The sequence below is a fragment of the Pseudomonas sp. 2(2015) genome (genome assembly GCF_000955865.1).
Classification (GTDB): domain Bacteria; phylum Pseudomonadota; class Gammaproteobacteria; order Pseudomonadales; family Pseudomonadaceae; genus Aquipseudomonas.
Genome location: NZ_JYOF01000003.1, coordinates 926,840 through 952,060 on the forward strand (window position 1 = coordinate 926,840; position 25,221 = coordinate 952,060).

Here is a 25,221-nt window from a genome sequence, read left to right on the forward strand (position 1 = left end):
GGCTTGCCCCGTGATGGCGTTTAGCAGTCGTCAAGCCGCGGGAACATCTTGGCAATCGAATCGCCAGTAAACCGTACAAGCCCACCTTCCGGCCGGTTGCACACCCGGATCGCCACGAACCGGGGCTCCTCGCCCATGTCGAACCAGTGCCGAACCCCTGCCGGCACGCCGATCAAATCGCCCTTCTCGCACAACACCGCATAGATGTAGTCCTCGATCCGCAGGCTGACCAGCCCGCGCCCGGCGGCAAAAAAGTGCAGTCGCTCTTCAGCACAGGTGTGCTCATCGCGCAGGCTGGTATCCGCTTCGCGGCTTACCTCGACACGGGCGTAACCGGTCTCGGCTTTTAGCGCATCGATACTGGCTTGATAAGCGCCGATCAGTTGCTGGTCGCTGGCGCCCGCCTGAATCGGCGCGCCAGCCTGCCAACGGGCAAAACGCACGCCCTGCTCTTGCAGGGTCGCGGCGATGTCCTCCAGGTGAGTCAGTACCTTGTTTGGGGTGTCCGGGGTGGACTGGTGATACACGCTAAGGCTGCTCATCGGGGCAACTATCCTCTTTCATTCGAAGCGCAATGATAACGGCTGCAGCCAGGGCTGCGATGCTGGCAATACTAAAGGTGGTAGCCGGCCCCAGCAGGTTCCAGCTGTAACCCGAATACAGGGCGCCCAAGGCGCCGCCAGTGCCGGCCAGTGCGGCATATAACGCCTGCCCCTGACCTTGCTGGCGGGCCGCGAAGCTGCGTTGCACGAAGGCGATGGCGGCCGCGTGAAAACTGCCAAAGGTGGCCGCATGCAAGAGCTGGGCGAGCAACAGTACGCCCAAATGCTCGGCAAAATTGCCGAGCAACGCCCAACGCACTGCCGCCAGGGCAAAGCTGGCCAGCAGCACCCGGCGCAGCGATACCCGCGCCAGAATCCAGCTCATGGCCAGGAACATCAGCACCTCGGCCACCACCCCCAGCGCCCAGAGCATGCCGATGGTGCCGCGGCTGTAGCCCAGGTGCTCAAGGTGCAGAGTCAGGAAGGTGTAGTACGGGCCGTGGCTCAGTTGCATCAGCGCCACGCACAGGTAGAACGCGGCAACCCCGGGGCTGGACAGTTGCTTGAGAAAGCCGCCGCCGCTGGCCCGCTCATTCTGCCCCGGCGGCTGGGCATTGGGCACCCAGAGGCTGGCCAGGACGATACCGGCCATGATAATCACCAGCGCCAGCGGGTAGATGTCCAGGCTCAGCCAGTCGAACAAGCGGCCAAGCCCGACTACGGTGAGGATGAAGCCGATCGACCCCCACAGGCGGATCTGGCTGTAACGCGCGGTCTGCCCCTGCAGATGGGCCAGGGTGATGACTTCAAACTGCGGCAATACCGCATGCCAGAAGAACGCATGCAGGGCCATTACCAGCGCCAGCCAGGCGTAGCTCTTGGCGAAGAAGATCAGCGAAAAGGTCGCCAGGGTCGACAACGCCCCCAGGCGCACGATCAGCAGGCGCTGGCCACTGCGGTCACCCAGCCAGCCCCACAGGTTGGGGGCCACGCAACGCATCAGCATGGGAATGGCGACCAGCTCGCCGATGCGCGCGCTGGAAAAACCCAGATGATCGAAATACAACGCCAGAAACGGCGCGGTCGAACCAAGCAAGGCGAAGTAGAACAGGTAGAAGCTGGACAGCCGCCAGTAGGGAATCGCCGCCACGGCTCAGCGAGCCGCAGCGCGATTGGCCGAGGCCGGCATTACAGCTGGCCCAGTACCGGGGTGTTCACGCGTACCTCGGCGTTCTGCCCGCGATGGCGCAGCAGGTGGTCCATCAGCACGATGGCCATCATCGCTTCGGCGATCGGCGTGGCGCGGATACCCACGCACGGGTCGTGACGGCCCTTGGTGATGACCTCGACCGGGTTGCCATCGACGTCGATGGAGCGGCCCGGGGTGGTGATGCTCGAGGTCGGCTTGAGGGCCAGGTGGGCAACGATCGGCTGGCCGGAGGAAATACCGCCAAGAATGCCGCCGGCGTTGTTGCTGAGAAAACCCTCCGGGGTCAGCTCGTCACGGTGTTCGGTGCCGCGCTGGGCGACGCTGGCAAAACCTGCGCCGATCTCCACGCCCTTGACTGCGTTGATGCTCATCAGCGCATGGGCAAGCTCGGCGTCCAGGCGATCGAAGATCGGCTCGCCAAGACCAGGCATGACCCCTTCGGCGACCACGGTGATCTTTGCCCCGACCGAATCCTGGTCGCGGCGCAGCTGGTCCATGTAGGCCTCAAGCTCCGGGACTTTGTCCGGGTCGGGGCTGAAGAAGGCGTTCTGCTCCACCGAATCCCAGGTCTTGAAAGGGATTTCGATCGGGCCGAGCTGACTCATGTAGCCGCGAATGCGAATACCCTGGCTGGCCAGGTACTTCTTGGCGATGGCGCCGGCGGCCACGCGCATGGCGGTTTCGCGCGCCGAGCTGCGGCCACCGCCGCGGTAGTCGCGCTCACCGTACTTGTGGTGGTAGGTGTAGTCGGCGTGGGCCGGGCGGAACAGGTCCTTGATCGCCGAGTAGTCCTTGGACTTCTGGTCGGTGTTGCGAATCAGCAAGCCGATCGAGCAACCGGTGGTGCGGCCTTCGAACACACCCGAGAGGATTTCGACTTCGTCGGCTTCCTGGCGCTGGGTGGTGTGGCGGCTGGTGCCGGGCTTGCGCCGATCGAGGTCGTGCTGCAGGTCGGCCAGGGAAATTTCCAGGCCCGGCGGGCAGCCATCGACAATGGCGACCAACGCCGGACCATGGCTTTCGCCAGCGGTGGTGACAGTGAACAGCTTGCCGTAGGTATTGCCGGACATGCAGGACGCTCCGCGAATCAGCCAGATTTGAACAAGGCCGCCAGTATACGCAGGCTAACCATTCAGTTCATCCCTGACGGCGAACCTTCTGCGCTGGCCCCGGTCCAAACCGCACTCTCTCGATAGTGGCCTGATGATGTTGCGTATTGTTGCAGTAATCGCCCTGCTGTTCAGTGGTCTGGTCCAGGCTGCTGCCCCCGTCGTGTTCCAGCGCCCGCTCAGCCTCGATACCGGCAGCGGCGTGCTGCACGGCAGCCTGCTGTTGCCGCGCACCGAGCAGCCGCCACCGGTGGTGCTGATCATTGCTGGCTCCGGGCCGACCGATCGCGACGGTAACAACCCCTACGGCGGCAATACCGACAACCTCAAGCAACTGGCCCTGACCCTGGCGAAAAACAATATCGCCAGCGTGCGCTACGACAAGCGAGGCGTCGCCGCCAGCCTGGCTGCTACGCCGGATGAGCGTGACCTGACGGTGGAACGCTATGTTGCCGACGCGGTGGCCTGGAGCCAGAAAATCAAGGCCGACCCACGCTTCGGCCGCCTGGTCCTGCTCGGCCACAGCGAAGGTGCGCTGATCGCCAGCCTTGCCGCCGAGCACAGCGGCGCCAGCGCGGTGATCAGCATTGCCGGCAGCGGCTGGCCGATCGACAAGGCGCTGCGCGCGCAGATGTTTGACCGCATCCCCGGGCGCTACATGGCCAGTGCCCACGACATCCTTGACCGCTTGAAAAACGGCAAGACTTCTTCCCGCGTGCCGCTGCCACTGCAGGACGTCCTGCGCCCGAGTGTGCAGCCCTACCTGATTTCGCTGTTCCGCCAGGACCCGGCCGAGGCCTTCGCCAAGGTCAAGGTACCGGCATTGATCATCCAGGGCACCCATGACTTCCAGGTCGGTGTCGATAACGCCGAGATCCTCAAGGCGGCCAAGCCGGATGCCGAACTGGCGTTGATCAAGGGCATGAACCACATGCTGCGCATCGCCCCCGAAGAAATGAGCCAGCAACGCGACAGCTACCTTGACCCGCAACTGCCGCAAGCAGCCGAACTTGGCCAGCGCGTTGTCGACTTCATTCAGCGGTTGCCCGCCAGCTGAGGCCAATTCGCAGAAATTACGCCTCCAGTCCAGGCCAATCCTGCCGATAAAGCGGTGCTGGCATCGTCAATGCGACCAGCCCGCTGCGCACATGAGGATTGCCGTGATGACCGAAGCCGCCCCCCAGGACACCGCCGAGACGACTGCCGAGCAGGCAGCAGCGGAAGTTGCCCCCCTGCCCTGGGCCGATGTTACCCCCGAACATTTCCAGATGCTGCGCCTGGCGCCGTTGCCGACCGACCGCAACAGCGGTGCGCGGCCGCTGCGCTTTGTCCAGTACGGTTATGCCGAACGCCACAGCAAGCAGACCAGCCTGCTGCGCATGGCCATCCAGCTGCCGGCGCAAAAAGTGCGCAAGGAACAGAACCACCTCGATGTGTGGGTCGACCATGAAGAAAAGCATGTGACCTTCACGCCCGACACCGGCTTGCAGATCGAGCCGCTGAACCGCGGCCTAGGGCGCTTTCTGCTCAACCAGGCGGTGCAGTGGGCGCAGCGCAAGTGGCCGCACTACCGGGTCGAAGGTGCGGCCCTGCCAAGCAAGGATGCGCTCAACGAAGACACTCGCCTGCGCCGCGACCATGTGCTGCGCAGCCATGGCCTGGAGGTCGAGTACGCTGATGCCCAGCACCTGAAGGGGCGCTTCGTCGATGTCCAGGTTGGCGAGCTAAAAGGCGGCTGGAACACTGACAAGGTGCAGCGGGTCGAGATCCTCGATGCCGCGCAGATGCTGCAACAGGCCGAGCAGACCTTGCAGGAAAAAGAGGCGCAACTGCGCGAGCGTGACGAGCGGGTCAGCAAGTACCGCCGTGAAGACAGCGGGCTGCGTTTTACCATCACTTGCCTGGTGGCCTTTGCGGTGTTTCAGGCGGGGTTGTTGATCTGGATTGCGACTCACCGCTGAATCTATCGCGGGGCAAGCCCGCTCCTACAGGAGCGGGCTTGGTGCTTACACCTTCGAGGCAAACAGCCCCTGGTGCTGGCGGCACTGCTCAGCCGTGAGCATGAACACCCCGTGGCCGCCGCGCTCGAATTCCAGCCAGGCGAAATCCACCTCCGGGTACAACGCCTCGACATGCACCTGGCTGTTGCCCACCTCGACAATCAGCAACCCTTTGTCGGTCAGGTGATCGGCCGCTTCGGCCAGCATCCGTCGCACCAGGTCCAGGCCGTCGTTACCGCAGGCCAGGCCCAGCTCCGGCTCGTGGTGATACTCCTCGGGCATGTCGGCAAAGTCTTCGGCATCGACGTACGGCGGGTTGGACAGGATCAGGTCGAAACGCTGACCCGGCAGGCCGGCAAAACCGTCGCCCTGCACGGTATACACACGCTCTTCCAGGCCATGGCGCTCGATGTTCTGGTTGGCGACTTCCAGTGCCTCGAACGACAGGTCGGCCAGCACCACTTCAGCCTCGGGGAACACTTCGGCGCTGACGATGCCGATGCAGCCGGAGCCGGTGCACAGGTCGAGGATGCGCGCAGGTTCGCTGGCCAGCCACGGCTCGAAGCGTTTTTCGATCAGTTCGCCGATCGGTGAGCGCGGAATCAGCACGCGCTCGTCGACGATGAACGACAAGCCGCAGAACCACGCCTCGCCCAGCAGGTAGGCGGTCGGCACGCGGTCTTCGATGCGGCGCTTGAGCATACGCTGCAGGTTGACCAGCTCGTCGTCTTCCAGCTGGCAGTCTAGGTAGGCATCGGCGACTTCCCAGGGCAGGTGCACCGAGCCCAGCACCAGCAGCCGCGCTTCATCCCAGGCGTTGTCGGCGCCATGACCGAAAAACAGGCCATGCTCGTGGAAACGGCTGACGGCCCAACGGATATGATCGCGCAGGGTGCGCAAGCGAGAAGTGATCACAACAGACTCCTTGAAAGACGACCTGCGATTCTAACAGCCCGGCAAAAGAAATGATCGGCAAAAACACCCTGTAAGGATATCGCCAGGGTGGCTGCAGGCCACTAACGACGCTGCTTGTACGCGAAGCGATTCACATAACTGCTCAGGCAGGGGACAATAGGGTAAAAGCCCTATCCAAAGGAGCCCTTGATGTCTGTTCCAACGACGATGTTCCACCTCAGCGGCCGCGGCTATCCGCCGGCCAAGCTGAACAACGCCAGCCTGGTGATTATCGATGCGCAAAAGGAGTACCTCAGCGGTCCCCTGGCGCTCTCGGGCATGGACGCGGCCGTGGCCAACATCGCTAAAATGCTCGAGGCGGCCCGCAAGGCCGGGCGCCCGATCATCCACGTGCGTCACCTGGGTACCGTCGGCGGCATGTTCGACCCGCAGGGCCCACGCGGCGAATTCATCCCGGGCCTGGAGCCTGTGGGCGATGAAGTGATCATTGAAAAGCGCATGCCCAATGCCTTCAAGAACACCACCCTGCACGAGACCCTGCAAAAGTACGGGCACCTGGACCTGATCGTCTGCGGCTTCATGAGCCACTCCAGCGTCAGTACCACCGTGCGCCGGGCCAAAGACTACGGCTACCGCTGCACCCTGATCGAGGATGCCTGCGCCACCCGCGACCTGCCGTTCAAGGACGGCGTGATTGCAGCCGCGCAGATCCAGCAGAGCGAGATGGCGATCATGGCCGACAACTTTGCCTGCGTGGCACCAACCACCAGCCTGATCTGAGCGACCGCCCGGCAGCCGGGCGGAACCACCTCAAGGCTTTTCGGTCCAACGCCGGATATCCATAGAGGAAATCGGAATGAAAATATCCGATGGTTTTGATGCCAAACGCTTGCGCCCACGCACGCCCCGTAACTGGGGCATGCGCCTGGCGGCGGCGTTTTCGGCGTTGCTGGCAACCGCCGGCGTGCTCCTGGCCATGGCCGGCGCCGCCAGCCTGCTGGGCCACCCCGCTGCTCTGGGCGAGCTCAACGCCAACCCGGCCGGCGCCAGCGTCCTGCTGGGCCTTGGCCTGTTGCTGCTGTACCTGGGCGTGTGGTTCTGGCGCCGCAGCCGCTTGCGCCTGCGCCGCAGCCGCGAGCTCAACCTGTCACCGCACCTGATGAAAAAACACGATTGACTGCACGCTTTGGGGGAGTCGCGTAAACTACGCCGCCCTGGCGGAGGCTTACATGCAAGACGACGATTTTTCCCTGTTCAAAAGCGAGATGCGCGGCGTCAAGCCGATCACCCATGATCGCGCCGAAGTCGGCAAACCCAAGGCCGACCGCAAGAAACTGGCAAGCCTGCGCCAGGCCGCGACGGTCCGAAGCGACCAGACCGTGGTCGATGGCCTGTCGGACCAGTTTGTGATTGATGTCGGCCCCGAAGACGATCTGCACTGGAGCCGTGACGGCGTCCAGGAAAGCCAGATGCGCAAGCTCAAACTCGGCCAGATCGGCTTCGAAGGCAGCCTCGACCTGCACGGCATGACCGTCGAAAAGGCCCGGGAAACCCTATGGGCCTTCCTTGCCGAAGCCACCCGCTTCGAAGTGCGCTGCGTGCGCGTCACCCACGGCAAGGCAGTGCGCCTGGATGGCAAGCGACCGATGATCAAGAGCCACGTCAACACCTGGCTGCGCCAGCACCCTCAAGTGCTCGGTTTTACCTCATGTCAGGCCCGCCATGGCGGTACTGGCGCGGTGTATGTCATGCTCAAGCGAACCATGCTCGAAGGCCGTGACGAGTAACGCCGTACTTGCAGCGCCGCCGTCGCCGCCGTACCCTTCGCGTTTGCGATAAATCCCACAGGTAGATCCATGTCCCTGGAACAGAACTACACCGCGATCCTTGGCCAGCTTGGCGAGGATGTCTCCCGCGAGGGCCTGCTCGACACGCCCAAGCGGGCTGCGAAGGCCATGCAGTACCTTTGCCGCGGTTATGAGCAAACCCTGGAAGAAGTGACTAACGGCGCCCTGTTCAGCTCCGATAACAGCGAAATGGTCCTGGTCAAGGACATCGAGCTGTACTCGCTGTGCGAACACCACATGCTGCCGTTCATCGGCAAGGCCCACGTGGCCTACATCCCTGACGGCAAGGTCCTGGGCCTGTCGAAGGTGGCGCGGATCGTCGACATGTACGCACGCCGCCTGCAGATTCAGGAAAACCTCAGCCGCCAGGTCGCCGAAGCGATCCAGCAGGTCACCGGCGCCCTGGGCGTTGCCGTGGTCATCGAGGCCAAACACATGTGCATGATGATGCGCGGTGTGGAAAAACAGAACTCGACCATGATCACTTCGGTGATGCTCGGCGAATTCCGCGAAAACGCCGCGACCCGCAGCGAGTTTCTCAGCCTGATCAAGTAATCGGGCCAGACTGCAAGCCGACCTTTCGTGGTCGGCTTTTTTTATCCTTTGGAGTTGCCATGATCGTCAAAGCACTGCGTGTGGGCCTCGGCCAGTTGATTGTGTTCGGTGACTGGATCAGCCGCCCGGCCAAGCTCAAGCGCGACCCGGCCGCCCAGGCCCTGGTCGAGCAACAGGCCAAGGGCCTGAGCCTGTACCAGTTTCATGCCTGCCCGTTCTGCGTGAAAACCCGCCGCACCCTGCACCGCCTGAACGTGCCGGTGGCACTGCGCGATGCCAAGAACAACCAACAGGATCGCCAGGCCCTGCTTGCCGAAGGCGGCAAGATCAAAGTGCCGTGCCTGCGTATCGAGGAAGACGGCAAGACCACCTGGATGTATGAATCCAAGGTGATCATCGACTACCTCAACAAGCGTTTTGCCGCCTGATCGCTCAACCGAGCATGGTCACATGACGGGGATGGCTGGCCACACGCTCCAGCCATGCCTGGATGCCAGGGTAGCCGTCGAGGTCAAAGCCGCCCTGGTGGGCGACATGGGTGTAGGCGTACAGCGCGACGTCGGCGATCGAATAGCGATCACCCACCAGGTAAGGCGTTAGCTGCAGTTGCTTCTCCATCACCCGCAGGGCCTTGTAGCCGCCTTTGTGCAGGGTCTTGTACTCCTCCAGCCGCTCTTGCGGCAGCCCCAGGTAAAACTGGATGAAGCGTGCCACGGCGATGTACGGCTCATGGCTGTACTGCTCGAAGAACTGCCATTGCAGCACCTGGGTGCGCAAGCGCGGTTCGGTGGGCAGGAACTCGCTACCATCGGCGAGGAAGTTGAGAATCGCGTTGGACTCCCACAGGTAGGTGCCATCCTCGAGTTCCAGCACCGGCACCTTGCCATTGGGGTTCATGGTCAGGAACTCAGGGGTTTCCGTCTCGCCCTTGAGGATATCCACCGAATGCCATTCATAAGGCAGGTCGAGCAGGTGCAACATGAGCTTGATCTTGTAGCAGTTGCCCGACTGGTAGTCGCCGTAAACCTTGTACATCGCTCCCCCTCTTCGTAATGCTGAATCGAACCCGCGCCCATAGTTGGCGACTGTACGGCTAATTGCAATGCCTGCTGTATGGCAAAGATCAACAGTACGCACGGTAGTCTGAAAAAACTGCTTACATCCAGAACAAGGAATGCCCCCATGCCCGACGCCACGTCCGCGCAATTGCGCCCTTTGGCCGACTCCTCGCCGTCTGCGGTGGTGGCCGGCTTCATCGCCATGCTCACCGGTTATACCAGCTCCCTGGTGCTGATGTTCCAGGCCGGCCAGGCTGCCGGCTTGACCACGGGGCAGATCTCATCGTGGATCTGGGCGCTGTCGATCGGCATGGCGGTGTGCAGTATCGGCCTGTCGCTGCGCTATCGCACCCCGATCACCGTCGCCTGGTCGACCCCCGGCGCGGCGCTGCTGATTACCAGCCTGGGCGGGGTCAGCTACGGCGAAGCGATCGGTGCCTATGTCACCTGCGCGGTGCTGGTGGTGATCTGCGGCATGACCGGCAGTTTCGAGCGCCTGGTCAAACGCATTCCGGCCTCGCTGGCCTCGGCATTGCTGGCCGGGATCCTGTTCAAGATCGGCAGCGAGATTTTCATTGCCGCCCAGCATCGGACCGCGCTGGTGCTGGGCATGTTCTTCAGCTACCTGTTGATCAAGCGCGTTTCGCCGCGCTACTCGGTATTGGCAGCGTTGGTGGTCGGCACGGTGCTGTCCGGGGCCATGGGCCTGCTGGATTTCAGCGGTTTCAGCCTGGAAGTGGCCACCCCGGTGTGGACCACGCCGAGTTTCTCTCTGGCGGCGACCATCAGCATCGGCATTCCGCTGTTCGTGGTGGCCATGACCTCGCAGAACATGCCCGGTGTCGCCGTGCTGCGCGCCGACGGCTACCAGGTGCCGGCCTCGCCGTTGATCACGGTGACCGGCCTGGCTTCATTGCTGCTGGCACCGTTCGGCTCCCACGGCGTCAACCTGGCCGCCATCAGTGCAGCGATCTGCACCGGCCCGCATGCCCATGAAGACCCCAGCAAACGCTACACCGCGGCCGTCTGGTGCGGGATTTTCTACGGCATCGCCGGGGTCTTCGGCGCCACCCTGGCGGCGCTGTTCGCCGCCCTGCCCAAGGAGCTGGTGCTGTCGATTGCCGCCCTGGCATTGTTCGGCTCGATCATGAATGGCCTGACCGTGGCGATGAACGAGGCCAGGGAGCGCGAGGCGGCGCTGATCACCTTCATGGTCACCGCCTCTGGCTTTACCCTGTTCTCGATCGGTTCGGCATTCTGGGGGATCGTCGCCGGGGTGCTGACCTTGATGATTCTCAACTGGCGTAAATAGTCGTAGGGACGCCGCTCCTACAGGCGAAAATGCCCGACCATCCCCTTCAAGTCATTGCCCAACTGCGCCAGCTCGATACTTGAGCTGGCGTTGCCCTGCATGGCCAGCGCCGACTGATCGGCGCTGCTGCGGATCTGGGTGACGCTGCGGTTGATCTCCTCGGCTACCGAGCTCTGCTGCTGCGCCGCTGCGGCAATCTGCTGGTTCATCTGCTGGATCAATGAGACTGCCGCGGCAATGCTGCCCAGGGCGCTTTCGGTGTGCAGGGCATCGCTGACGGCCAGCTTGACCAGCTCGGCACTGCCCTGGATCTGCGCCACCGAGGCCTGGGCACCGCTGCGCAAGCTGCTGACCAGGCGCTCGATCTCCTCGGTCGATTGCTGGGTACGCCGGGCCAGTGCCCGCACCTCGTCGGCGACCACGGCAAAACCGCGGCCCTGCTCGCCGGCCCGCGCGGCCTCGATGGCGGCGTTGAGCGCCAGCAGGTTGGTCTGCTCGGCGACGCTCTTGATCACTTCCAGCACCTGACCGATGTTCTGCACTTCGCTGCTGAGGTTGTCGATGCTCTGGCTGGCTGATTCAGCAGAGCTCGCCAGTTGCTCGATCCGCTGCATGCTCTGGCGCACCACCTGCTGACCGCTCTCGACCTTGTCGTCCGCCGTTTGCGCCGCCAGGGCAGCCTCTTCGGCGTTGCGCGCAACATCATGCACGGTAGCGGTCATCTGCTGCATGGCGGTAGCTACCTGCTCGGTCTCATCCTTTTGGCTGTTGACCTCGCGGTTGGTCTGCTCGGTGACTGCCGACAGCGACTGAGCGTTGCTGGCCAGTTGTTCGATACCGTTTTGCAGGCCACTGACGATGGCGCTCAAGCCCGAGCCCATCTGCTGCATGGCCAGCATCAGCTGACCGACCTCATCACGCCGATCGATACTGATTTCACCACGCAGGTCACCGGCGGCTATCTGCTGGGCGCGGCCCATCACCTGGCGCAACGGCCCGACCACGGCGCGAGTGATCAGCCAGGCCGCCAGCACCCCGACCAACAGCGCCAACAGCGCAGCGCCGAGGATCAGCACAGCATTGCGCTGCAGCTCGCCTTGCATGGCCTGATCCTCAGCGAGCCGGGCCTGGTCGACCTGGCGGGTGACCTGTTCGGCACGCGCTTGCAATTGCTGCTTGAGCTGTTGCTCACGGCCAAGCAAGTCGGTGTATTCAGCAAGTTTTTCAGTGAAACTGGCGATGTGCGTGCTGACCTCGCCGAGCACGGTCTGATAGCCAGCGTCGGTCACCGCGGTTTTCAATTGCTCGACCAGTGCTGCTGCCTGCTCGGTCTGTTCGATGCGGCCCTGGCGGGCATCGTCGGCGCCCTTGCGATTCTGCTCAAGACGCACGCGCGCTTCGTCCATGGCCTGCAGCATCAGCCGTGCGACCTGGGCCACCTGCCCGGCTTGCTCGACGAACTCGGCGCCCTGCTGGCCCTGGGTGTCCTTCAGGGTATAGGTGCCGTCGTCGGCGAGCCCGGACTGCAGCACATCCAGGTTGTTGGCCACGCTTGAGACCGACCAGCTGGCCATGTCCAGCGCCAACTCCTTGGCCTGGGTCAGTTCGACGAACTGGTCAAAGGCCTGGCGGTAGTCGTTCAGCGCCTGGTCGACGCCGCTCAGTTGCACCAGCGTCCGGGCTTGCTCTTGCAGGGCGTCGAGGCGCTGGTGCACCGCGTCTACCGACTTGGGATCGGAGCGCAGGGCGAATGCCTGTTCCTGCAAGCGGGTATCGAGCAGCGCGGTATTGAGCGCCGCCATCTGCTTCAAGCCATCGAAGCGCTGCCCGACGCCGTGCAGGGCGGCAACCCCCGCTGCCGCCACCACCGCCGTCAGCAGTAGCACCAGGGCAAAGCCCAGCCCGAGTTTGCGGGCCATGCCCAGGTTGGCGAAAAAACCACGCTTGGCCGAACTCATCGCACTACCCCCTGCTGCCCGCAAATGCATCAAGCCTCAAGAGTGGCAATGGCACGGCCAGCGGCACAAGATCCCGGCGTCGGAATAATGGCAAAAAGCTACAGTTGCGTCGTTTTCAGGACTGCCGAGGTCGTCCGGCGCGCTGAAAGAACGCCTGCGCGCGCTGGTCCTGGGCATAGGCGACATTAATCCGCAGCCAGTCACAGGCAGCGCCCTGGGGGTCAAAGGCACTGCCCGGCGCCAACAGCACCGAACAGGCCTGGGCCTCGCGGCTGAGCTCGGCAAAACTGCGTCCCGGGCAGCGCGCCCAGACAAACATGCCGCCATAGGGCTCGGTAAACACCTCCCAGCCATAGGCCTCCAGTTGGCCCAGCGCCTTGGCCATGTGCTGGGCCAGGCGCAGGCGCAGACGCGCCGTGCTTTTGCGGTAGCTGCCGTTGCCGAGCATTTGCGCCACCACCTGCTCGGTAAACCGCGAAGTCCCCAGGCCACTGACCATTTTCAATTCCGCCAGGCGCGCAACCAGTTCCGCCCTGGCCACCAGGTAGCCAACCCGCAGCGAACTGCTCAGGGTCTTGGAAAAGCTCGCCAGGTAAATCACCCGCTGTTCAGCGTCCAGGGTTGCCAGACGCGTCACCGCACCGTCCTGAAAGTCCGCGTAGATGTCGTCCTCGATGATCAGCAGGTCGTGTTCGCGTGCCAGCTCCAGCAAGCGATAGGCGACCTTGGGCGTCAGGCTGCTGCCGGTGGGGTTCTGGTACAGACTGTTGATGTACAGGCAACGTGGCCGGTGCTGCTTGAGCAGCGCCTCCAGCACCTGCAGATCAGGCCCCTGCGGGGTACGCGGCACTTCGAGCATGTCGACGTGATGCTGGCGCAACAGGCTGTAGAGGTTGTAGTAGCCCGGGCTTTCCACCAGCACCTTGTCGCCGGGCTTGAGCAACGTGCGCACCAGCAAATCGAGGGCATGGCTGGCGCCCTGGGTGGTGAGGATCTGCTCGGGCGCGGCGTCGATGCCGATCTGCCCCAGGCCCTTGTGCAACTGGGTACGCAGGCTGGCCAGGCCCAGCGGCGGGCAATAGTCGATCAAGTCCTCGACCGCGCCGCGGCTGACCTGGCGCAGCGCCTGGGCAATGGCTTCGGTAGCGCGCCAGCTGGAAGGTACCCAGCCACAGCAGAGCTTGAGCAACTCGCCGGGGTCATCGGTGAACTGCTGCCAGCGGCTGTCGAAGGCCTCGTCATGGATCGGCTGATCAACCAGCGACGCCTGCAGGCGCTGTTCGGCGACGAAGAATCCGGCGCCATGGCGCGCCTGCAGCCAGCCCGCCGCCACCAACCGGTCGTAGGCTTCGATCACGCAGGACTGGCTGACACCCTGCTCGCGGGCCAGTTGGCGAATCGACGGCAAGCGGCTACCCGGGCGCAGGCGCTGGTGTTCGATCCAGGCCTGCAATTGCTCACTCAGTTGCTGCACGAGCGGGCGGGAGGAGTGGCGATCGAGGCTCAGGTGCATGGCAAAGTGTTCGCTGATTTTATCCGAACAGTTAACCACAAAACCCTCGCCAGTGTGCCTTGTGACGCCCAGGCGATCACCGGATAGTCGGCCCATCGACAAGGAGCCGAACCATGCCCACCCCGCGCCACCCCGCCCTCCTGGCCTTCGCCCTGTGCCTGATCACCTTTGCGGTCAACCTGCAGGCACCGCTGTACACCGCTTACGCCGAGCTTTCCGGTGAGGGCGCCGGGGCCACGGCCATGGCCTTCTGCGGGTATGTGCTGGGGGTAATCCCGGTTCTGCTGTTGCTCGGTGGCCTGGCCGACCGGGTCGGGCGGCGGCCGCTGATCCTCATCGCCCTGGCCCTGTCGATGCTTGCCACCTTGCTCATGCTCTTGGCGCCAGGGCTAAAGACCCTGGGCCTGGCGCGCCTGCTGCTGGGCATCGGCACTGCGCTGGCGTCGGCCACCGGCACTGCCTACATGGGCGAACTGATGCACGGCGGCGACAACCGCCATGCCGCCACCTGGGTCACCGCCAGCACTTCGCTGGGCTTTGGCCTCGGCGCGGCGCTGACCAGCCTGTTCCTGCTCAATGGCCCAAGCCTGACCCCGGGCAGCTTCTATCTGCACCTGGCGCTGGCCTGCCTGGCGATGCTGGCGGTATGGCAATTGCCCGACCGGCGCCTGGCCCCACCTGCCGCGCTGTTGCGCCTGCCCTGCTACCCGGCCGGCAGCCTGCCCTACGGTTTGGCAATTCTGCTGGCCTGGGCCTGTGTCGGCCTGGTGATTGCCTTGCTGCCGTCGATCCTCAAACAGCATGGCCTGGCCAACTGGTCGGGGTTCTCGACCTTTTGCGTGATCAGTTGCGGATTGTTGTTCCAGCCTCTGGCCAAGCGCCTGGCGCCGGTGCGGGCCACGGCCATTGGCCTGGTGATCTTGCCCTGCAGCTACGCGCTGCTGGCCTGGGGCGCCGACAGCGGCGCGCTGGCGGCAGTGCTGCTGGGCACCATCGCCGCCAGCAGTGCCTGTTATGGCTTTATTTACCTGGGCGGGCTGTCAGCGGTGAACACCCTGGCGGGCGAGGAAAAAACCCGCGCCAGCGCAGGCTTCTTCCTGTTGGCCTACATGGGCTTCAGCCTGCCAGTCATCCTTACCGGGCTGCTGGTCGATCGCCTCGGCCCGGGTAATGCCCTGCTGGTGTTCGGCCTGGTGTTAGTGGTTGGCTGCCTGCTGGTGGGCCTGGCCCTGGCACGCAGCCACAAGGCGCTCGCTCTGCCTGCGCTGGCAGGCGTCAAATAGCCGTGGCGCCGCCATCGACTGCCAGGGCCTGGCCCGTTGTAAACGCCGCACCATCGCTGCACAGGTAAAGCACCGCACTGGCGATCTCCTCGACCTTGCCGATGCGCCCGACCGGGTGCATGGCGGCGGCGAACTCGGCCTTGCGCGGGTCGGCCTCATAGGCGCGGCGGAACATGTCGGTGTCGATCACCGCTGGGCACACGGCGTTGACGCGAATCTTCTTCTTGGCGTACTCGATGGCCGCCGATTTGCTCAGGCCGATCACCGCATGCTTGGAAGCGCTGTAGATGCTCATCTTCGGCGCGGCGCCAAGGCCGGCCACCGATGCCGTATTGACGATGGCGCCGCCGCCCTGGGCGAGCATCAACGGCAACTGGTACTTCATACACAACCACACACCCTTGACGTTGACGCCCATGATCGCGTCGAACTCGGCCTCGCTGCCTTCGGCCAGGCGGCCCTGCTCGATCTCGATACCGGCGTTGTTAAAGGCGTAGTCCAGGCGCCCGTAAGCCTCGACCGTGCGCCCCATCAACTGCCGCACATCGGCCTCGCGGGTGACGTTGCAACTGACGAACAGCGCCTCGCCGCCGCTGTTGCGGATCAGCTCGACCGTGCCTTCGCCACCTACGGCATCAAGGTCGGCCACCACCACTTTCAAGCCCTCGGCGGCAAACGCCAGCGCCGTCGCCCGGCCAATCCCCGCAGCACCACCGGTGACCAGGGCAACCTGGCCAGAAAAACGCATGCTCATCGCTAGCTCCTGCAACAAAGTGAGGTCAGTGATCAGGAGTCTAGGCAGCGATCAGCGCCATTGGGCAGCATCATCAGGGCGCCGGTTGGTGCACTATCGGCCTGGGTGATTGTCTTCCCCAGGATCAATCAGCGCAGTGGATTACCGTGCATTCGCCAGGCGGGTAAACCTTGCCGCCTGGCCAAACAAGGTCTATCAACAAGCATTGCCCTTCAATCGAGAGCCTTGCCATGACTGCCCAGACCAATCGCCGCTTCCTGCTCGCCAAACGCCCGACCGGCGCCGTGACCCGCGACGACTTCAGCTACGAACAGGTGCCGGTGGCCGAACCTGGCGAAGGCCAGATCCTGGTAAAAAACCTGTATCTATCCCTGGACCCGGCCATGCGCGGCTGGATGAACGAAGGCAAGTCGTATATCCCGCCAGTGGCCCTGGGCCAGGTGATGCGCGCCCTGGGCGTCGGCGAGGTGATTGCCTCGAAACACCCGGGCTACGCCGTCGGCGATCACGTCAACGGCGCCCTGGGTATCCAGGACTATTTTGTCGGCGAGCCCCAGGGCTTCTACAAGATCGATCCGAAACTGGCGCCGCTGCCGCGCTACCTGTCCGCGCTGGGCATGACCGGCATGACCGCCTACTTCGCCCTGCTCGACGTCGGCACCCCGAAAGAAGGCGAAACCGTGGTGATTTCCGGTGCTGCGGGCGCGGTCGGCAGCATTGCCGGGCAGATCGCCAGGCTCAAGGGCTGTCGTGTAGTGGGTATCGCCGGCGGCAGCGAAAAGTGCCAGTACCTTAAAGATGAACTGGGTTTTGACGGGGTCATCGACTACAAAGCAGAGGACGTCCTGGAAGGCCTCAAGCGCGAATGCCCGAAAGGCGTCGATGTGTTTTTCGACAACGTCGGCGGCGAGATTCTCGATGCCGTGCTCAGCCGTCTGAACTTCAAGGCGCGAGTGATCATCTGTGGCGCCATCAGCCAGTACAACAACAAGCAGGCGGTCAAGGGCCCGGCCAACTACCTGTCACTGTTGGTCAACCGTGCACGCATGGAAGGCTTCGTGGTCATGGACCATGCCGCCAACTACCCTAAGGCGGCACAGGAGATCGCCGGCTGGCTGGCAACCGGCAAGGTGAAGAGCAAGGAGGATGTGGTCGAAGGCCTGGAAACCTTCCCCGAGACACTGTTGAAGCTGTTCAGCGGGGAAAATTTCGGCAAGCTGGTGCTTAAGCCCTGATCTCGGCGACCACTGCTGCCAGCGCCTGGGCAGGGTCGGCGGCCTGGCTGATCGGGCGACCGATCACCAGGTAGTCGGAGCCGGCATCCAGGGCCTGACGCGGGGTCAGGATGCGGCGCTGGTCGTCCTGGGCGCTGCCGGCCGGACGAATGCCCGGGGTCACCAGTTGCAGTGACGGGTGCGCAGCCTTCAGCGCCGGCGCTTCCAGCGCCGAGCACACCAGGCCGTCCATGCCGGCCTTCTCGGCCAGGGCCGCCAGGCGTAGCACCTGCTCCTGCGGCTCGATGTCCAGGCCAATACCGGCCAGGTCTTCGCGCTCCATGCTGGTCAGCACCGTCACGCCGATCAGCAGCGGCTGCGGGCCGCTGCGCTGGGCCAGCACCTCACGGCAGGCCGACATCATGCGCAGACCACCGGAGCAGTGCACGTTGACCATCCACACGCCCATCTCCGCGGCGGCCTTGACGGCCATGGCGGTGGTGTTGGGGATATCATGGAACTTCAGGTCGAGGAACACTTCGAAGCCCTTCTCGACCAGGGTTTCGACAATGCCCGATGCGCTGCTGGTGAACAGCTCCTTGCCGACCTTGACCCGGCACAGGGCGGGATCGAGCTGATCGGCCAGCTTCAGGGCGGCGTCACGGGTAGGGAAATCCAGGGCGACGATGATGGGCGTCTGGCAGGCGGACATGGGCGGGTCTCTTGGCAAGTCTTGAACGGCGCGCATTGTAAACGAAGCGGCGGCCCGTGGGGGGCCGATGATCGCGAAATGGCCGCGGCCCACCCCTGCCCCTATAATTGAACCAATGAATGATGCTTTGGCTCCAATTTAGTGAAGCAGTGTGATTTGCTGTTTAAAAGGAGAATTACATGCCCTGGTATGCCTGGTTGATTCTGGTGCTCGCAATCGGCTCCATCGTCGGTGGCCTGATGTTGCTGCGCGATACCGCGAAAAAGCTGCCCTTGACCGAGGAGCAGCTCAAACGTGTGCATGAGCGCAATGCCGAGATGGATGCCAAGGATGCGCAGGATCGCTGAGCCTTCTGCACGGCCCGGCAACGCACGGCGTTACTTGTAGCGCGCCGCCGCCGAACTGCGCGAAAGATTCGGCCCCAGCGCATCCCGCGCCTTGATGTACGCCTGCCAATCCGCCGCTTGCGGCAATGAAGGAATGGTTACCAGCTCGTTCTGGTCCAGCCCGCTCAGTGCCGCGTCAACCATCTCCCCTACTTCCATCACCATCTGCGGGTCGATCTGGTTCACGTCAAGGCCTGAACGCTCGAAGATTTCCGTACGGGTCACCCCGGGCAGTACAGCCTGAACCTGTATCCCCTTGTCTTTCAACTCACCGCTCAGCGTCTGGGTCAGGCTCAGGACATAGGCCTTGCTCGCGCTATAGACGGCGTTGAACATTTCCGGCGCCAGGGCCACGACTGAAGCGATGTTGATGAGGGTCCCCCGGCCGGCGTTGGCGAACTGTGTCGCAGCAGCAGAAGCCAGGCGGGTGACAGCGACGATGTTGAGTGCGACCACTGCATCGATCTGTTGCGCGGTAACCTCCGCCAGGGTGCCATGCAGGGCGATGCCAGCATTGTTGACCACTACCGCAATGCTGTGGTCGTCACGCAGACGCTTCTCGACCCGGGCAAGGTCGGCGGCTTCGACAAGGTCCGCAGTCAGCACTTCGACACTTACGCCATGACGAGCCTGCAACTCATTCGCCAGCGCCTGCAGGCGTTGGCCGTCCCGTGCGACCAGAAGCAGGTCGTGCCCGCGTGCAGCCAGGCGCTCGGCGTAGACAGCACCGATTCCTGACGATGCACCGGTGACCAGTGCCGTAGTGGTTAATGAAGAATTCGACATGACAGTGATCTCCAAAGGCTCGACGAAAGAGAGGAACAAGTGCGCCAGATAAAAATATTATGATCATAATATTTTATCAACCCGAGCCGACCAAAGGCATCGCACAGCCAAGAAAAAGCCGGTCAATGACCGGCTCCTTCCCTGTGGGTGATCAATTGACCGTGAGCTTGTCCCGATTGCGATCCAGCAGTGCCTTGCCAATACCCTTGATTTCGAGCAGTTCATCCACCGAGGTGAAGGCGCCGTGCTCATCACGGTAGGCGACGATGGCTTCGGCTTTGGTTTTGCCAATGCCGGTCAGGGTGGTTTGCAGGGTTGTGGCATCGGCCTGGTTCAAATCGAGCTTGGCAACCGGCAAAGTGACCATGGCGGCCGTCGGCTCGACTTGTGGTTGCGCCGCCATTGCCGAAAGCGAGACGGCAGTAAACAGTGGCAGAAAGAGGTACGACAGGACGGTGTTGCGCATGGGGAAACTCCTTGGCTATGAATTTGCAGAGCAGCATTTCCTTGGCTGCTACCGAAACCTAGACCGGCAAGAGAGTCGGCGCAAATGTGTCCACAGCGGATTGTTTTACCAAACAAGTCTCAACAGAATTCGAGCGTAGCCGTAGCACAAACGCTTGTGCAAACGCGCCCCACTACAACAGATGTAGTAAACTCCCGCGCACTTTGTGAGGGGGAGTCAAATGCGTAGAAGGGAATTTATTGTTGGCCTGGGCGTGGTTGCCCTGGCAGGGATCGCCACGAAAGTTATTGTTTCGGGTTCGTCGAATGCACTTAAAACACCAACCGGCATGGACTGGCTACCGTTTGACTTGCTGGCCCTGAATGCCGATGGAACCGTTACAGTAAGTAAAGACGCGGCCAAGATCATGGACAAGATTTCCATGCTGCCGTCGGCCGATGCCGAGTCGCTGGCAGCCGGCGCGCATGATCCTTTCCAGATCCGCATCGACAACGGCTCGGGTGCCAGTGCTCGCAGTTTCATTGGCGCCAGCAATCCAAACCAAGGCCCGTTTGACCTGAGCAAGCTGACCGTCATCCGCGCGCCGGGGCCTGAGCCCAAAGCGCTCGACTGGGCCCAGGGCGGCAAGTTTTACCGCGCGTTGATTCCGGCCGGCTCCGATCCACGGGCCGTTACTGTATCGAATGCGCTGGACGAATACTCCCGGCCAAAGCCGCTGCGCGAGTTCGCCGACCTGGAACAGGCTGGCGAGGAAGGCTGGTTCTTTGATCAGAAAGAACGCACGCTCTATGTCAGCAAAAAACTTGCAACTAACGTCGACGCACTGAAAGATATCCTCGGCATTGTGTATCGCCAGCCCGGCACTACCACAATGCGCGTACAAGGCGGTGAAGCCTATTTCGAAAACATACTGTTCCTCGGTGTCCTGCCATGGGTACTGAATGCCTCTGGCCTGGTGTCCAAGGCAGTCTTCAAGAACTGCGCATTCTGGTATTCCCCGGGTTCAGGTATCGCCAACGAAGGCGGCTATGTTGTTCTCGATGGCTGCGAAATCTATCGTAGCCGCGACCATGGTTTGGTCTCACGTAAAAGCGGTGATACCCAACCCAAGCACATCGTTATCAATACCAAGGTTAGGTACGCCGGCGATGTAGATACATACGGCTCCACGCGTAACAGCCAAAGCGGTTTATCGATGAATGATAGCGGGCTGGCCGTCATCATGGGCTGTGACATTCGCAAATCGTTTGGCCCTAATATCGTCGACAGCGGTGCCGGTGCCGGTAGCCAAGGCATCTCCTGGTGGTATGGCGTGCACTGCGAGGAAAGTCTGGGGACGCATCCGATGAACTTCGGAGCTCAAGGTGTACGCACCGTCTGGATGGAACATTGCAGTGAAGGCAACACCAAGGGGACGTCAGTGCGGGTTGCTGGTGAAGGCACGGTACTCCATCACGCCAATAATACAGTCGGCAAGTTTGTAAGCGATAAAGGCGGTCAAGTACTGCATTTCAGCGAAGTTTAAGTAGTTCGGTACCTGCGTATAAAAAAGTCGCCTGCGGGCGACTTTTTTATACCAACAATATCGACAGTCACGTTGACTTCAGTCGTTCTTGGCGCAACGTTCAAGCCCTCTGCCCCGCTGGGTAACGGCAAGCAGTACCGCCAATGGCAGCCAGACAATAGTCCAGTAATCCCCTGGCCGCGTGTAGATCCTTTCTACGTCTGTAAGCATGACAATTAGCGCATAGCACAACGCTGGCAACGCCAGACATACCAATGGATCATGGCGCATTTTCCAGGCTTTTTTCATAACGCAGCCGAGTCCCGCCAATAAAAGCCCCACTGCAACCAACCCGCTGTCATACACCTGCTGTAGATAAAGGCTGTGGGCATGGGGTGAGACTGTCTTGCCGTCCGGCCAATGGTAAGCAAAGGGCGTACCGAGCCCATGGCCTGCGATCCATGAGCCTGACATGCTCGAAAAAAAATACTCCCAGATGGGGCTACGACCAGAAAGCCGGCGCGTCAGAAGCTCGTTTAGCAAGTGATCTTTCCAGATAAGAGCAGCCACCAGCCCGACAGCCAGGCCCACGCTAAACAGCCACCACCCTAGCCTTGAGCGCTGGAGGAGGATTGCCAACAAGCAACTTGCCGCCAGCGCAATCCACGCACCTCGTGCGTAGGTTAATAGCACATAGGCCGCAAGCACCATAAACACCAGCATCCAGACAACGGCCTTGCGTAGCGATGCCGTTCTATCAACAGCGAGGGCAAACGCCCAACTGGCGATGGCACCATGGAACATCCCGGCGGCCACAGGATAACGGTAATTGGCAAACTCACCGATCCCCAGTCGATCCAGCCGAAAAGCACGGTAGTGAAAGGAGCGATCAAGCCAGTAAAACTGAAAGTACAGGGTCGCCAAGGCACCGAGTGCAACCACGATCACTGCACCAGATAACACCCTGCGAAACACCTGAGGCGAACTATCGACAAGCATATGTACCGCGACCATGAACAACGCTATAAATAGGCCGCGCTTGGCTAACGCGAGGGCATCCACTTCACTGCCCGATGACCACAGTCCGGAAAGCGCCACCCAAACCAGGTAACTCGCCCACACCCAATAACACACACCTGGCAGCCGGGCCCTTCTGGTCGCGACAACGGCCACCAGGTAGATCAGGGCCGGCAACAGCAAGAGGAAATACACCTGACTGTTACGCGCGCTCCCTGAGGTCAACCATACCTTGCCACTGATCAGCACGAACAAGCCCAGTGCCAACACCCAGCCTGTCAGGTACCGCCAACGACTGTCATCATTCCAGTAGCTACCCATGGTCAACACTCACATCAAACCGCCTTCTAGAACGCATTTTTGTTGATGAACCCCTTGAACACGGTGCTGGCAATGATCTTCAGGTCCAGCCACAGCGACCAGTTATCGATGTACCAGAGATCATGTTCCACCCGCTTCTGCATCTTCTCGAGGGTGTCGGTTTCACCACGAAAACCGCTGACCTGAGCCCAACCGGTGATACCCGGCTTGACTTTGTGCCGCTGCATATAAGACTCGACCAGGTCCTTGTAATACTCGTTATGTACCAGTGCATGAGGACGTGGCCCGACCAGGGACATGCGCCCCTGAAGGACATTGAAGAACTGTGGCAGTTCGTCAAGGCTGGTGCGCCGCAAGAACGCGCCCACTTTGGTCACACGCATATCGTTGCGCGTCGCCTGGGTTACGTCCTTGTCATCGTGGACGACCATCGAACGGAACTTGTACACCTTGAAGCGCACCCCATTGATCCCGGTGCGGTACTGCTTGAACAACATCGGGCCAGGCGAGCTGAGCTTGACCACAATGCCGATGACGGCACATACCGGCAGGATCATCAGACTGATCAGGCCGCCGACCACCAGATCTTCCAGGCGCTTGACGATCTGCGCCGGCCCGTCGATCGGACTGCAGCTCAAGTCCAGCGAATACAGCCCGGCAATGTAGCTGACACGATGATTGAGCAAGCGGATATCGCCCCACTCCGGAATGAAGCGTACTGCCACCGTGTGATGCCTCAAGGCGTACATTACCGCCTGAATACCGCCGCCCTCGCTAAGCGGCAAGCACAGCCAGACTTCATGAGCCCCATGCCTTTCAACTTGTTCGACCAGCTCGGCCAACCAGCTTTCGTCTGCCCGATAGTTGAAGGACGTCGCCACCTTGAAGCCAAACTCGTTCAACTTGCGTGTACGGTTCAGGCGCCGTGCCGTTTCGCCACCGGTGTCTACCAGCAAAACAGACTTCAGGTTCATCCCCGAAGATCGCAGCTGGCGCAGGACCAGATAAACGATCACGCGAAACGACAGGCTGAATACTGCGCCCAGAATCAAGGTCGAAGAAAACCATATCCGCGAGTAATTACCCGACACTTTCAAGAAGAATGACAGCGACAACAAGATTCCCGCAGCAAGACACCAGCACGCCAGAAGAATGCCCAGTTGCCGCCAGATGGATACGCCACGTTGCGATCCATAGCCGCCGCCAAAGGTGATACACAGGACAACAACCGCCGCGATCAGCAGTGTCGTGGTGTTGTAGCGGCCTGCCATGTCAAACGTTGCAAATCGATAATCGTGGGCAAGCAAGGAGGCCACAATAACAATCAACATATCCAGCAACGCTACAACGAACGGTACCGGATAGCGCTCTGAAAACGTGGGCTGATAACGATTGATCAGTTCCATACCCTACACATCCTCCCCCATTCCGGAGCCTGACGGCCTCTTGGCCGCGCCCCGGAAGTCCTATAAAAATGTTGCTTGTTATTGCCCTATGGCGCCTGGGTTCTTTGCCCATGATCGCCATCGATGCAGCCAACCCGAAGTTGACTGGCTGCTGGTCTGCTCCCGACAGCACCAGCTTTCATCACACGTTATTGATGGTGTCGCCAGCCAGCGAAAAACGTCTGGCACTTGTCATCGACAAAACGCTTGAACCTCTCTCGAAAAATCTCGGGAGCAAATTGTTCGGCATGCGCACGAATGCTTGCCGGATCAAAATCCCCAGCGCTTTCAAACTGGCTGATGGCGGCACAAATCGCAGCCTCGGTCTGCTCATAGAAAAACATCCCGGTTTTTCCCTCGACGACGGTTTCGAGGGCACCGCCCTTACCGAAGGCAATGACCGGCGTGCCGCAAGCCTGGGCTTCGACCGGGGTGATGCCAAAGTCCTCCTCGGCAGCGAACACAAATGCCCGACACCGCTGCATATGGTCACGCAGGACCTCGAAAGGCTGATACCCCAGCACCTGCACATTCGGTCCGGCAGCCTGCGTGACTTTATCGAACTGCGGCCCGTCGCCGATCACCACCAGTTTCTTGTCGGGCATGGCACTGAAGGCCCTGACAATCAGGTCCATTTTTTTATAGGGGACCATGCGCGAAGCGGTCAGGTAGAAGTCTTCCTTGTCAGGCGTGAAAGCAAAGTCCTGAACATCCACCCCCGGGTAGATGGTGGTCGCCTCACGTTTGTAGACCTTGCCGATACGGCGGCCGATGTAATTGCTGTTGGAGACGAAATGCTCGACGTTGTTGGCCGTGCGCGCGTCCCAGTTGCGAATTTTGAACAGCAGGTAACGGGCCAGCCAGCCCTTGAGCCCTTCACTCTTGTTGGACTCGATCAGGTACTGGTTCTGCAGGTCCCAGGCGTAGCGGATCGGTGAGTGGCAATAACAGATGTGCAACTGGTCAGGGCCGGTCATCACCCCTTTGGCCACCGCGTGGCTGCTGCTGATGATCAGGTCATAACCCGACAGGTCCAGTTGTTCAATCGCCAGTGGCATCAACGGCAAGTACAGTTGATAGCGCTTGCGGGCCTGTGGAAGACGCTGGATGAAGGTCGTCGTGGCAACTTTGCCACCGATCTTTTTACGCTCGGCGTCAGAAAAGAAATCCACCACAGAGAACAGATCTGCCTGAGGCCAGAGACTGATAATTTCAGCCAACACCTTCTCTGCACCTGCGAATGTCACCAGCCAATCATGAACAACCGCTACCCTGATATTCACTACATCACCATCGCAAATTTTCAAAAAATCA

Annotated in this window: 26 protein-coding genes; 12 read left to right on the top strand and 14 right to left on the bottom strand. The window is 61.6% G+C overall.

The window, feature by feature from the left end:
* Window positions 1-20: 20 nt before the first annotated feature.
* Genes UB48_RS07180 through aroC form a run of 3 tightly spaced genes read right to left on the bottom strand, consistent with a single transcriptional unit; the run spans window position 21 to window position 2,822 of the window.
* Entirely contained in the window at window positions 21-542 is a 522-nt protein-coding gene (locus tag UB48_RS07180) for an acireductone dioxygenase (RefSeq protein WP_045195297.1), read from the bottom strand.
* Entirely contained in the window at window positions 529-1,692 is a 1,164-nt protein-coding gene (locus UB48_RS07185) for an MFS transporter (protein ID WP_045195299.1), read from the bottom strand. Before UB48_RS07185 ends, UB48_RS07180 begins: the two co-directional genes overlap by 14 nt.
* Before the next feature lie 38 nt (window positions 1,693-1,730).
* The gene (gene aroC / locus UB48_RS07190; RefSeq protein ID WP_045195301.1) at window positions 1,731-2,822 is read right to left on the bottom strand and encodes a chorismate synthase; all 1,092 of its coding nucleotides are present in this window, start codon (window positions 2,820-2,822) and stop codon (window positions 1,731-1,733) included.
* Between the two features lie 133 nt (window positions 2,823-2,955).
* Between aroC and UB48_RS07195 the strand changes: the two genes are divergently transcribed.
* The gene (locus UB48_RS07195; RefSeq protein ID WP_045195303.1) at window positions 2,956-3,918 is read left to right on the top strand and encodes an alpha/beta hydrolase; all 963 of its coding nucleotides are present in this window, start codon (window positions 2,956-2,958) and stop codon (window positions 3,916-3,918) included.
* Between the two features lie 106 nt (window positions 3,919-4,024).
* Entirely contained in the window at window positions 4,025-4,822 is a 798-nt protein-coding gene (locus tag UB48_RS07200) for a hypothetical protein (protein ID WP_045195305.1), read from the top strand.
* 45 nt (window positions 4,823-4,867) lie between these two features.
* Here the strand turns inward: UB48_RS07200 and prmB are convergent, their stop codons facing one another.
* Window positions 4,868-5,776, bottom strand: a complete 909-nt coding sequence (gene prmB, locus UB48_RS07205; RefSeq protein ID WP_045195306.1) for a 50S ribosomal protein L3 N(5)-glutamine methyltransferase — start codon at window positions 5,774-5,776, stop codon at window positions 4,868-4,870.
* 189 nt (window positions 5,777-5,965) lie between these two features.
* On the opposite strand from prmB, the gene UB48_RS07210 reads away from it, so the two are divergent.
* The 5 genes from UB48_RS07210 to UB48_RS07230 all read left to right on the top strand — a co-directional run bounded on the left by UB48_RS07210 (window position 5,966) and on the right by UB48_RS07230 (window position 8,606).
* Window positions 5,966-6,556, top strand: coding sequence for a cysteine hydrolase family protein (locus tag UB48_RS07210; RefSeq protein ID WP_045195307.1), 591 nt, complete (start codon window positions 5,966-5,968; stop codon window positions 6,554-6,556).
* A gap of 76 nt (window positions 6,557-6,632) precedes the next feature.
* Window positions 6,633-6,953 carry a hypothetical protein gene (locus UB48_RS07215; protein WP_045195308.1) on the top strand — a complete coding sequence of 107 codons (321 nt, stop codon included), beginning with the start codon at window positions 6,633-6,635 and terminating at the stop codon, window positions 6,951-6,953.
* Between the two features lie 52 nt (window positions 6,954-7,005).
* Entirely contained in the window at window positions 7,006-7,563 is a 558-nt protein-coding gene (locus UB48_RS07220) for a Smr/MutS family protein (RefSeq protein ID WP_038994072.1), read from the top strand.
* Between the two features lie 69 nt (window positions 7,564-7,632).
* A complete protein-coding gene (gene folE / locus UB48_RS07225; protein WP_045195310.1) occupies window positions 7,633-8,178 on the top strand; it encodes a GTP cyclohydrolase I FolE in 546 nt (181 codons plus the stop codon).
* A gap of 59 nt (window positions 8,179-8,237) precedes the next feature.
* Complete coding sequence (locus UB48_RS07230; RefSeq protein WP_045195311.1) at window positions 8,238-8,606, top strand: glutathione S-transferase N-terminal domain-containing protein; 369 nt, start codon at window positions 8,238-8,240, stop codon at window positions 8,604-8,606.
* 4 nt (window positions 8,607-8,610) lie between these two features.
* Here the strand turns inward: UB48_RS07230 and UB48_RS07235 are convergent, their stop codons facing one another.
* Window positions 8,611-9,213, bottom strand: a complete 603-nt coding sequence (locus UB48_RS07235; RefSeq protein ID WP_045195312.1) for a glutathione S-transferase family protein — start codon at window positions 9,211-9,213, stop codon at window positions 8,611-8,613.
* A gap of 147 nt (window positions 9,214-9,360) precedes the next feature.
* On the opposite strand from UB48_RS07235, the gene UB48_RS07240 reads away from it, so the two are divergent.
* Window positions 9,361-10,548 (top strand): benzoate/H(+) symporter BenE family transporter, encoded by a 1,188-nt coding sequence (locus UB48_RS07240; protein WP_045195313.1) that lies wholly within the window; start codon window positions 9,361-9,363, stop codon window positions 10,546-10,548.
* Between the two features lie 17 nt (window positions 10,549-10,565).
* Here UB48_RS07240 and UB48_RS07245 read toward each other — a convergent pair whose 3' ends face one another.
* Window positions 10,566-12,506, bottom strand: a complete 1,941-nt coding sequence (locus UB48_RS07245) for a methyl-accepting chemotaxis protein (protein ID WP_045195315.1) — start codon at window positions 12,504-12,506, stop codon at window positions 10,566-10,568.
* Window positions 12,507-12,621: 115 nt separating this feature from the next.
* On the bottom strand, window positions 12,622-14,019 hold the full coding sequence (locus tag UB48_RS07250; protein ID WP_045195751.1) for a PLP-dependent aminotransferase family protein: 1,398 nt from the start codon (window positions 14,017-14,019) through the stop codon (window positions 12,622-12,624).
* Window positions 14,020-14,132: 113 nt separating this feature from the next.
* Between UB48_RS07250 and UB48_RS07255 the strand changes: the two genes are divergently transcribed.
* Window positions 14,133-15,302, top strand: a complete 1,170-nt coding sequence (locus UB48_RS07255) for an MFS transporter (protein ID WP_045195317.1) — start codon at window positions 14,133-14,135, stop codon at window positions 15,300-15,302.
* On the opposite strand, the gene UB48_RS07260 is transcribed toward UB48_RS07255, so the two are convergent.
* Window positions 15,295-16,056: an SDR family oxidoreductase gene (locus tag UB48_RS07260; RefSeq protein ID WP_045195319.1), complete on the bottom strand. Its 762-nt coding sequence runs from the start codon at window positions 16,054-16,056 to the stop codon at window positions 15,295-15,297. The genes UB48_RS07255 and UB48_RS07260 overlap by 8 nt on opposite strands.
* A gap of 230 nt (window positions 16,057-16,286) precedes the next feature.
* Between UB48_RS07260 and UB48_RS07265 the strand changes: the two genes are divergently transcribed.
* Window positions 16,287-17,291 (top strand): NADP-dependent oxidoreductase, encoded by a 1,005-nt coding sequence (locus UB48_RS07265; RefSeq protein WP_045195321.1) that lies wholly within the window; start codon window positions 16,287-16,289, stop codon window positions 17,289-17,291.
* Here UB48_RS07265 and pyrF read toward each other — a convergent pair.
* Entirely contained in the window at window positions 17,281-17,982 is a 702-nt protein-coding gene (pyrF, locus tag UB48_RS07270) for an orotidine-5'-phosphate decarboxylase (protein ID WP_038994059.1), read from the bottom strand. The genes UB48_RS07265 and pyrF overlap by 11 nt on opposite strands.
* Window positions 17,983-18,161: 179 nt before the next feature.
* Between pyrF and UB48_RS27285 the strand changes: the two genes are divergently transcribed.
* The gene (locus UB48_RS27285; RefSeq protein ID WP_010224101.1) at window positions 18,162-18,329 is read left to right on the top strand and encodes a DUF2897 family protein; all 168 of its coding nucleotides are present in this window, start codon (window positions 18,162-18,164) and stop codon (window positions 18,327-18,329) included.
* Between the two features lie 30 nt (window positions 18,330-18,359).
* On the opposite strand, the gene UB48_RS07275 is transcribed toward UB48_RS27285, so the two are convergent.
* Together UB48_RS07275 and UB48_RS07280 are read right to left on the bottom strand one after the other, a co-directional pair.
* The gene (locus UB48_RS07275; RefSeq protein ID WP_045195323.1) at window positions 18,360-19,154 is read right to left on the bottom strand and encodes an SDR family oxidoreductase; all 795 of its coding nucleotides are present in this window, start codon (window positions 19,152-19,154) and stop codon (window positions 18,360-18,362) included.
* A 151-nt stretch (window positions 19,155-19,305) separates the two neighbouring features.
* Window positions 19,306-19,620, bottom strand: a complete 315-nt coding sequence (locus tag UB48_RS07280) for a helix-hairpin-helix domain-containing protein (RefSeq protein WP_045195325.1) — start codon at window positions 19,618-19,620, stop codon at window positions 19,306-19,308.
* Window positions 19,621-19,840: 220 nt separating this feature from the next.
* On the opposite strand from UB48_RS07280, the gene UB48_RS07285 reads away from it, so the two are divergent.
* Window positions 19,841-21,145, top strand: coding sequence for a right-handed parallel beta-helix repeat-containing protein (locus UB48_RS07285; protein ID WP_156160178.1), 1,305 nt, complete (start codon window positions 19,841-19,843; stop codon window positions 21,143-21,145).
* Between the two features lie 78 nt (window positions 21,146-21,223).
* Here the strand turns inward: UB48_RS07285 and UB48_RS07290 are convergent, their stop codons facing one another.
* The 3 genes from UB48_RS07290 to UB48_RS07300 all read right to left on the bottom strand — a co-directional run bounded on the left by UB48_RS07290 (window position 21,224) and on the right by UB48_RS07300 (window position 25,184).
* Window positions 21,224-22,462: an O-antigen ligase gene (locus UB48_RS07290; protein WP_045195329.1), complete on the bottom strand. Its 1,239-nt coding sequence runs from the start codon at window positions 22,460-22,462 to the stop codon at window positions 21,224-21,226.
* A gap of 26 nt (window positions 22,463-22,488) precedes the next feature.
* Window positions 22,489-23,868: an undecaprenyl-phosphate glucose phosphotransferase gene (locus UB48_RS07295; protein WP_045195331.1), complete on the bottom strand. Its 1,380-nt coding sequence runs from the start codon at window positions 23,866-23,868 to the stop codon at window positions 22,489-22,491.
* Window positions 23,869-24,056: 188 nt separating this feature from the next.
* Window positions 24,057-25,184, bottom strand: coding sequence for a glycosyltransferase family 4 protein (locus UB48_RS07300; RefSeq protein ID WP_045195753.1), 1,128 nt, complete (start codon window positions 25,182-25,184; stop codon window positions 24,057-24,059).
* Between the last annotated feature and the right edge of the window lie 37 nt (window positions 25,185-25,221).

Coding starts and splice junctions, on each gene's coding strand:
- UB48_RS07215 (WP_045195308.1), top strand. CDS start 6,633: ATGAAAATATCCGATGGTTTTGATGCCAAACGCTTGCGCCCACGCACG.
- UB48_RS07260 (WP_045195319.1), bottom strand. CDS start 16,056: ATGAGCATGCGTTTTTCTGGCCAGGTTGCCCTGGTCACCGGTGGTGCT.
- UB48_RS27285 (WP_010224101.1), top strand. CDS start 18,162: ATGCCCTGGTATGCCTGGTTGATTCTGGTGCTCGCAATCGGCTCCATC.
- UB48_RS07180 (WP_045195297.1), bottom strand. CDS start 542: ATGAGCAGCCTTAGCGTGTATCACCAGTCCACCCCGGACACCCCAAAC.
- UB48_RS07220 (WP_038994072.1), top strand. CDS start 7,006: ATGCAAGACGACGATTTTTCCCTGTTCAAAAGCGAGATGCGCGGCGTC.
- UB48_RS07265 (WP_045195321.1), top strand. CDS start 16,287: ATGACTGCCCAGACCAATCGCCGCTTCCTGCTCGCCAAACGCCCGACC.
- UB48_RS07255 (WP_045195317.1), top strand. CDS start 14,133: ATGCCCACCCCGCGCCACCCCGCCCTCCTGGCCTTCGCCCTGTGCCTG.
- UB48_RS07250 (WP_045195751.1), bottom strand. CDS start 14,019: ATGCACCTGAGCCTCGATCGCCACTCCTCCCGCCCGCTCGTGCAGCAA.
- pyrF (WP_038994059.1), bottom strand. CDS start 17,982: ATGTCCGCCTGCCAGACGCCCATCATCGTCGCCCTGGATTTCCCTACC.
- folE (WP_045195310.1), top strand. CDS start 7,633: ATGTCCCTGGAACAGAACTACACCGCGATCCTTGGCCAGCTTGGCGAG.
- UB48_RS07195 (WP_045195303.1), top strand. CDS start 2,956: ATGATGTTGCGTATTGTTGCAGTAATCGCCCTGCTGTTCAGTGGTCTG.
- UB48_RS07210 (WP_045195307.1), top strand. CDS start 5,966: ATGTCTGTTCCAACGACGATGTTCCACCTCAGCGGCCGCGGCTATCCG.
- UB48_RS07245 (WP_045195315.1), bottom strand. CDS start 12,506: ATGAGTTCGGCCAAGCGTGGTTTTTTCGCCAACCTGGGCATGGCCCGC.
- UB48_RS07230 (WP_045195311.1), top strand. CDS start 8,238: ATGATCGTCAAAGCACTGCGTGTGGGCCTCGGCCAGTTGATTGTGTTC.
- UB48_RS07280 (WP_045195325.1), bottom strand. CDS start 19,620: ATGCGCAACACCGTCCTGTCGTACCTCTTTCTGCCACTGTTTACTGCC.
- UB48_RS07295 (WP_045195331.1), bottom strand. CDS start 23,868: ATGGAACTGATCAATCGTTATCAGCCCACGTTTTCAGAGCGCTATCCG.
- UB48_RS07240 (WP_045195313.1), top strand. CDS start 9,361: ATGCCCGACGCCACGTCCGCGCAATTGCGCCCTTTGGCCGACTCCTCG.
- UB48_RS07235 (WP_045195312.1), bottom strand. CDS start 9,213: ATGTACAAGGTTTACGGCGACTACCAGTCGGGCAACTGCTACAAGATC.
- aroC (WP_045195301.1), bottom strand. CDS start 2,822: ATGTCCGGCAATACCTACGGCAAGCTGTTCACTGTCACCACCGCTGGC.
- UB48_RS07200 (WP_045195305.1), top strand. CDS start 4,025: ATGACCGAAGCCGCCCCCCAGGACACCGCCGAGACGACTGCCGAGCAG.
- UB48_RS07275 (WP_045195323.1), bottom strand. CDS start 19,154: ATGTCGAATTCTTCATTAACCACTACGGCACTGGTCACCGGTGCATCG.
- UB48_RS07285 (WP_156160178.1), top strand. CDS start 19,841: ATGCGTAGAAGGGAATTTATTGTTGGCCTGGGCGTGGTTGCCCTGGCA.
- UB48_RS07290 (WP_045195329.1), bottom strand. CDS start 22,462: ATGGGTAGCTACTGGAATGATGACAGTCGTTGGCGGTACCTGACAGGC.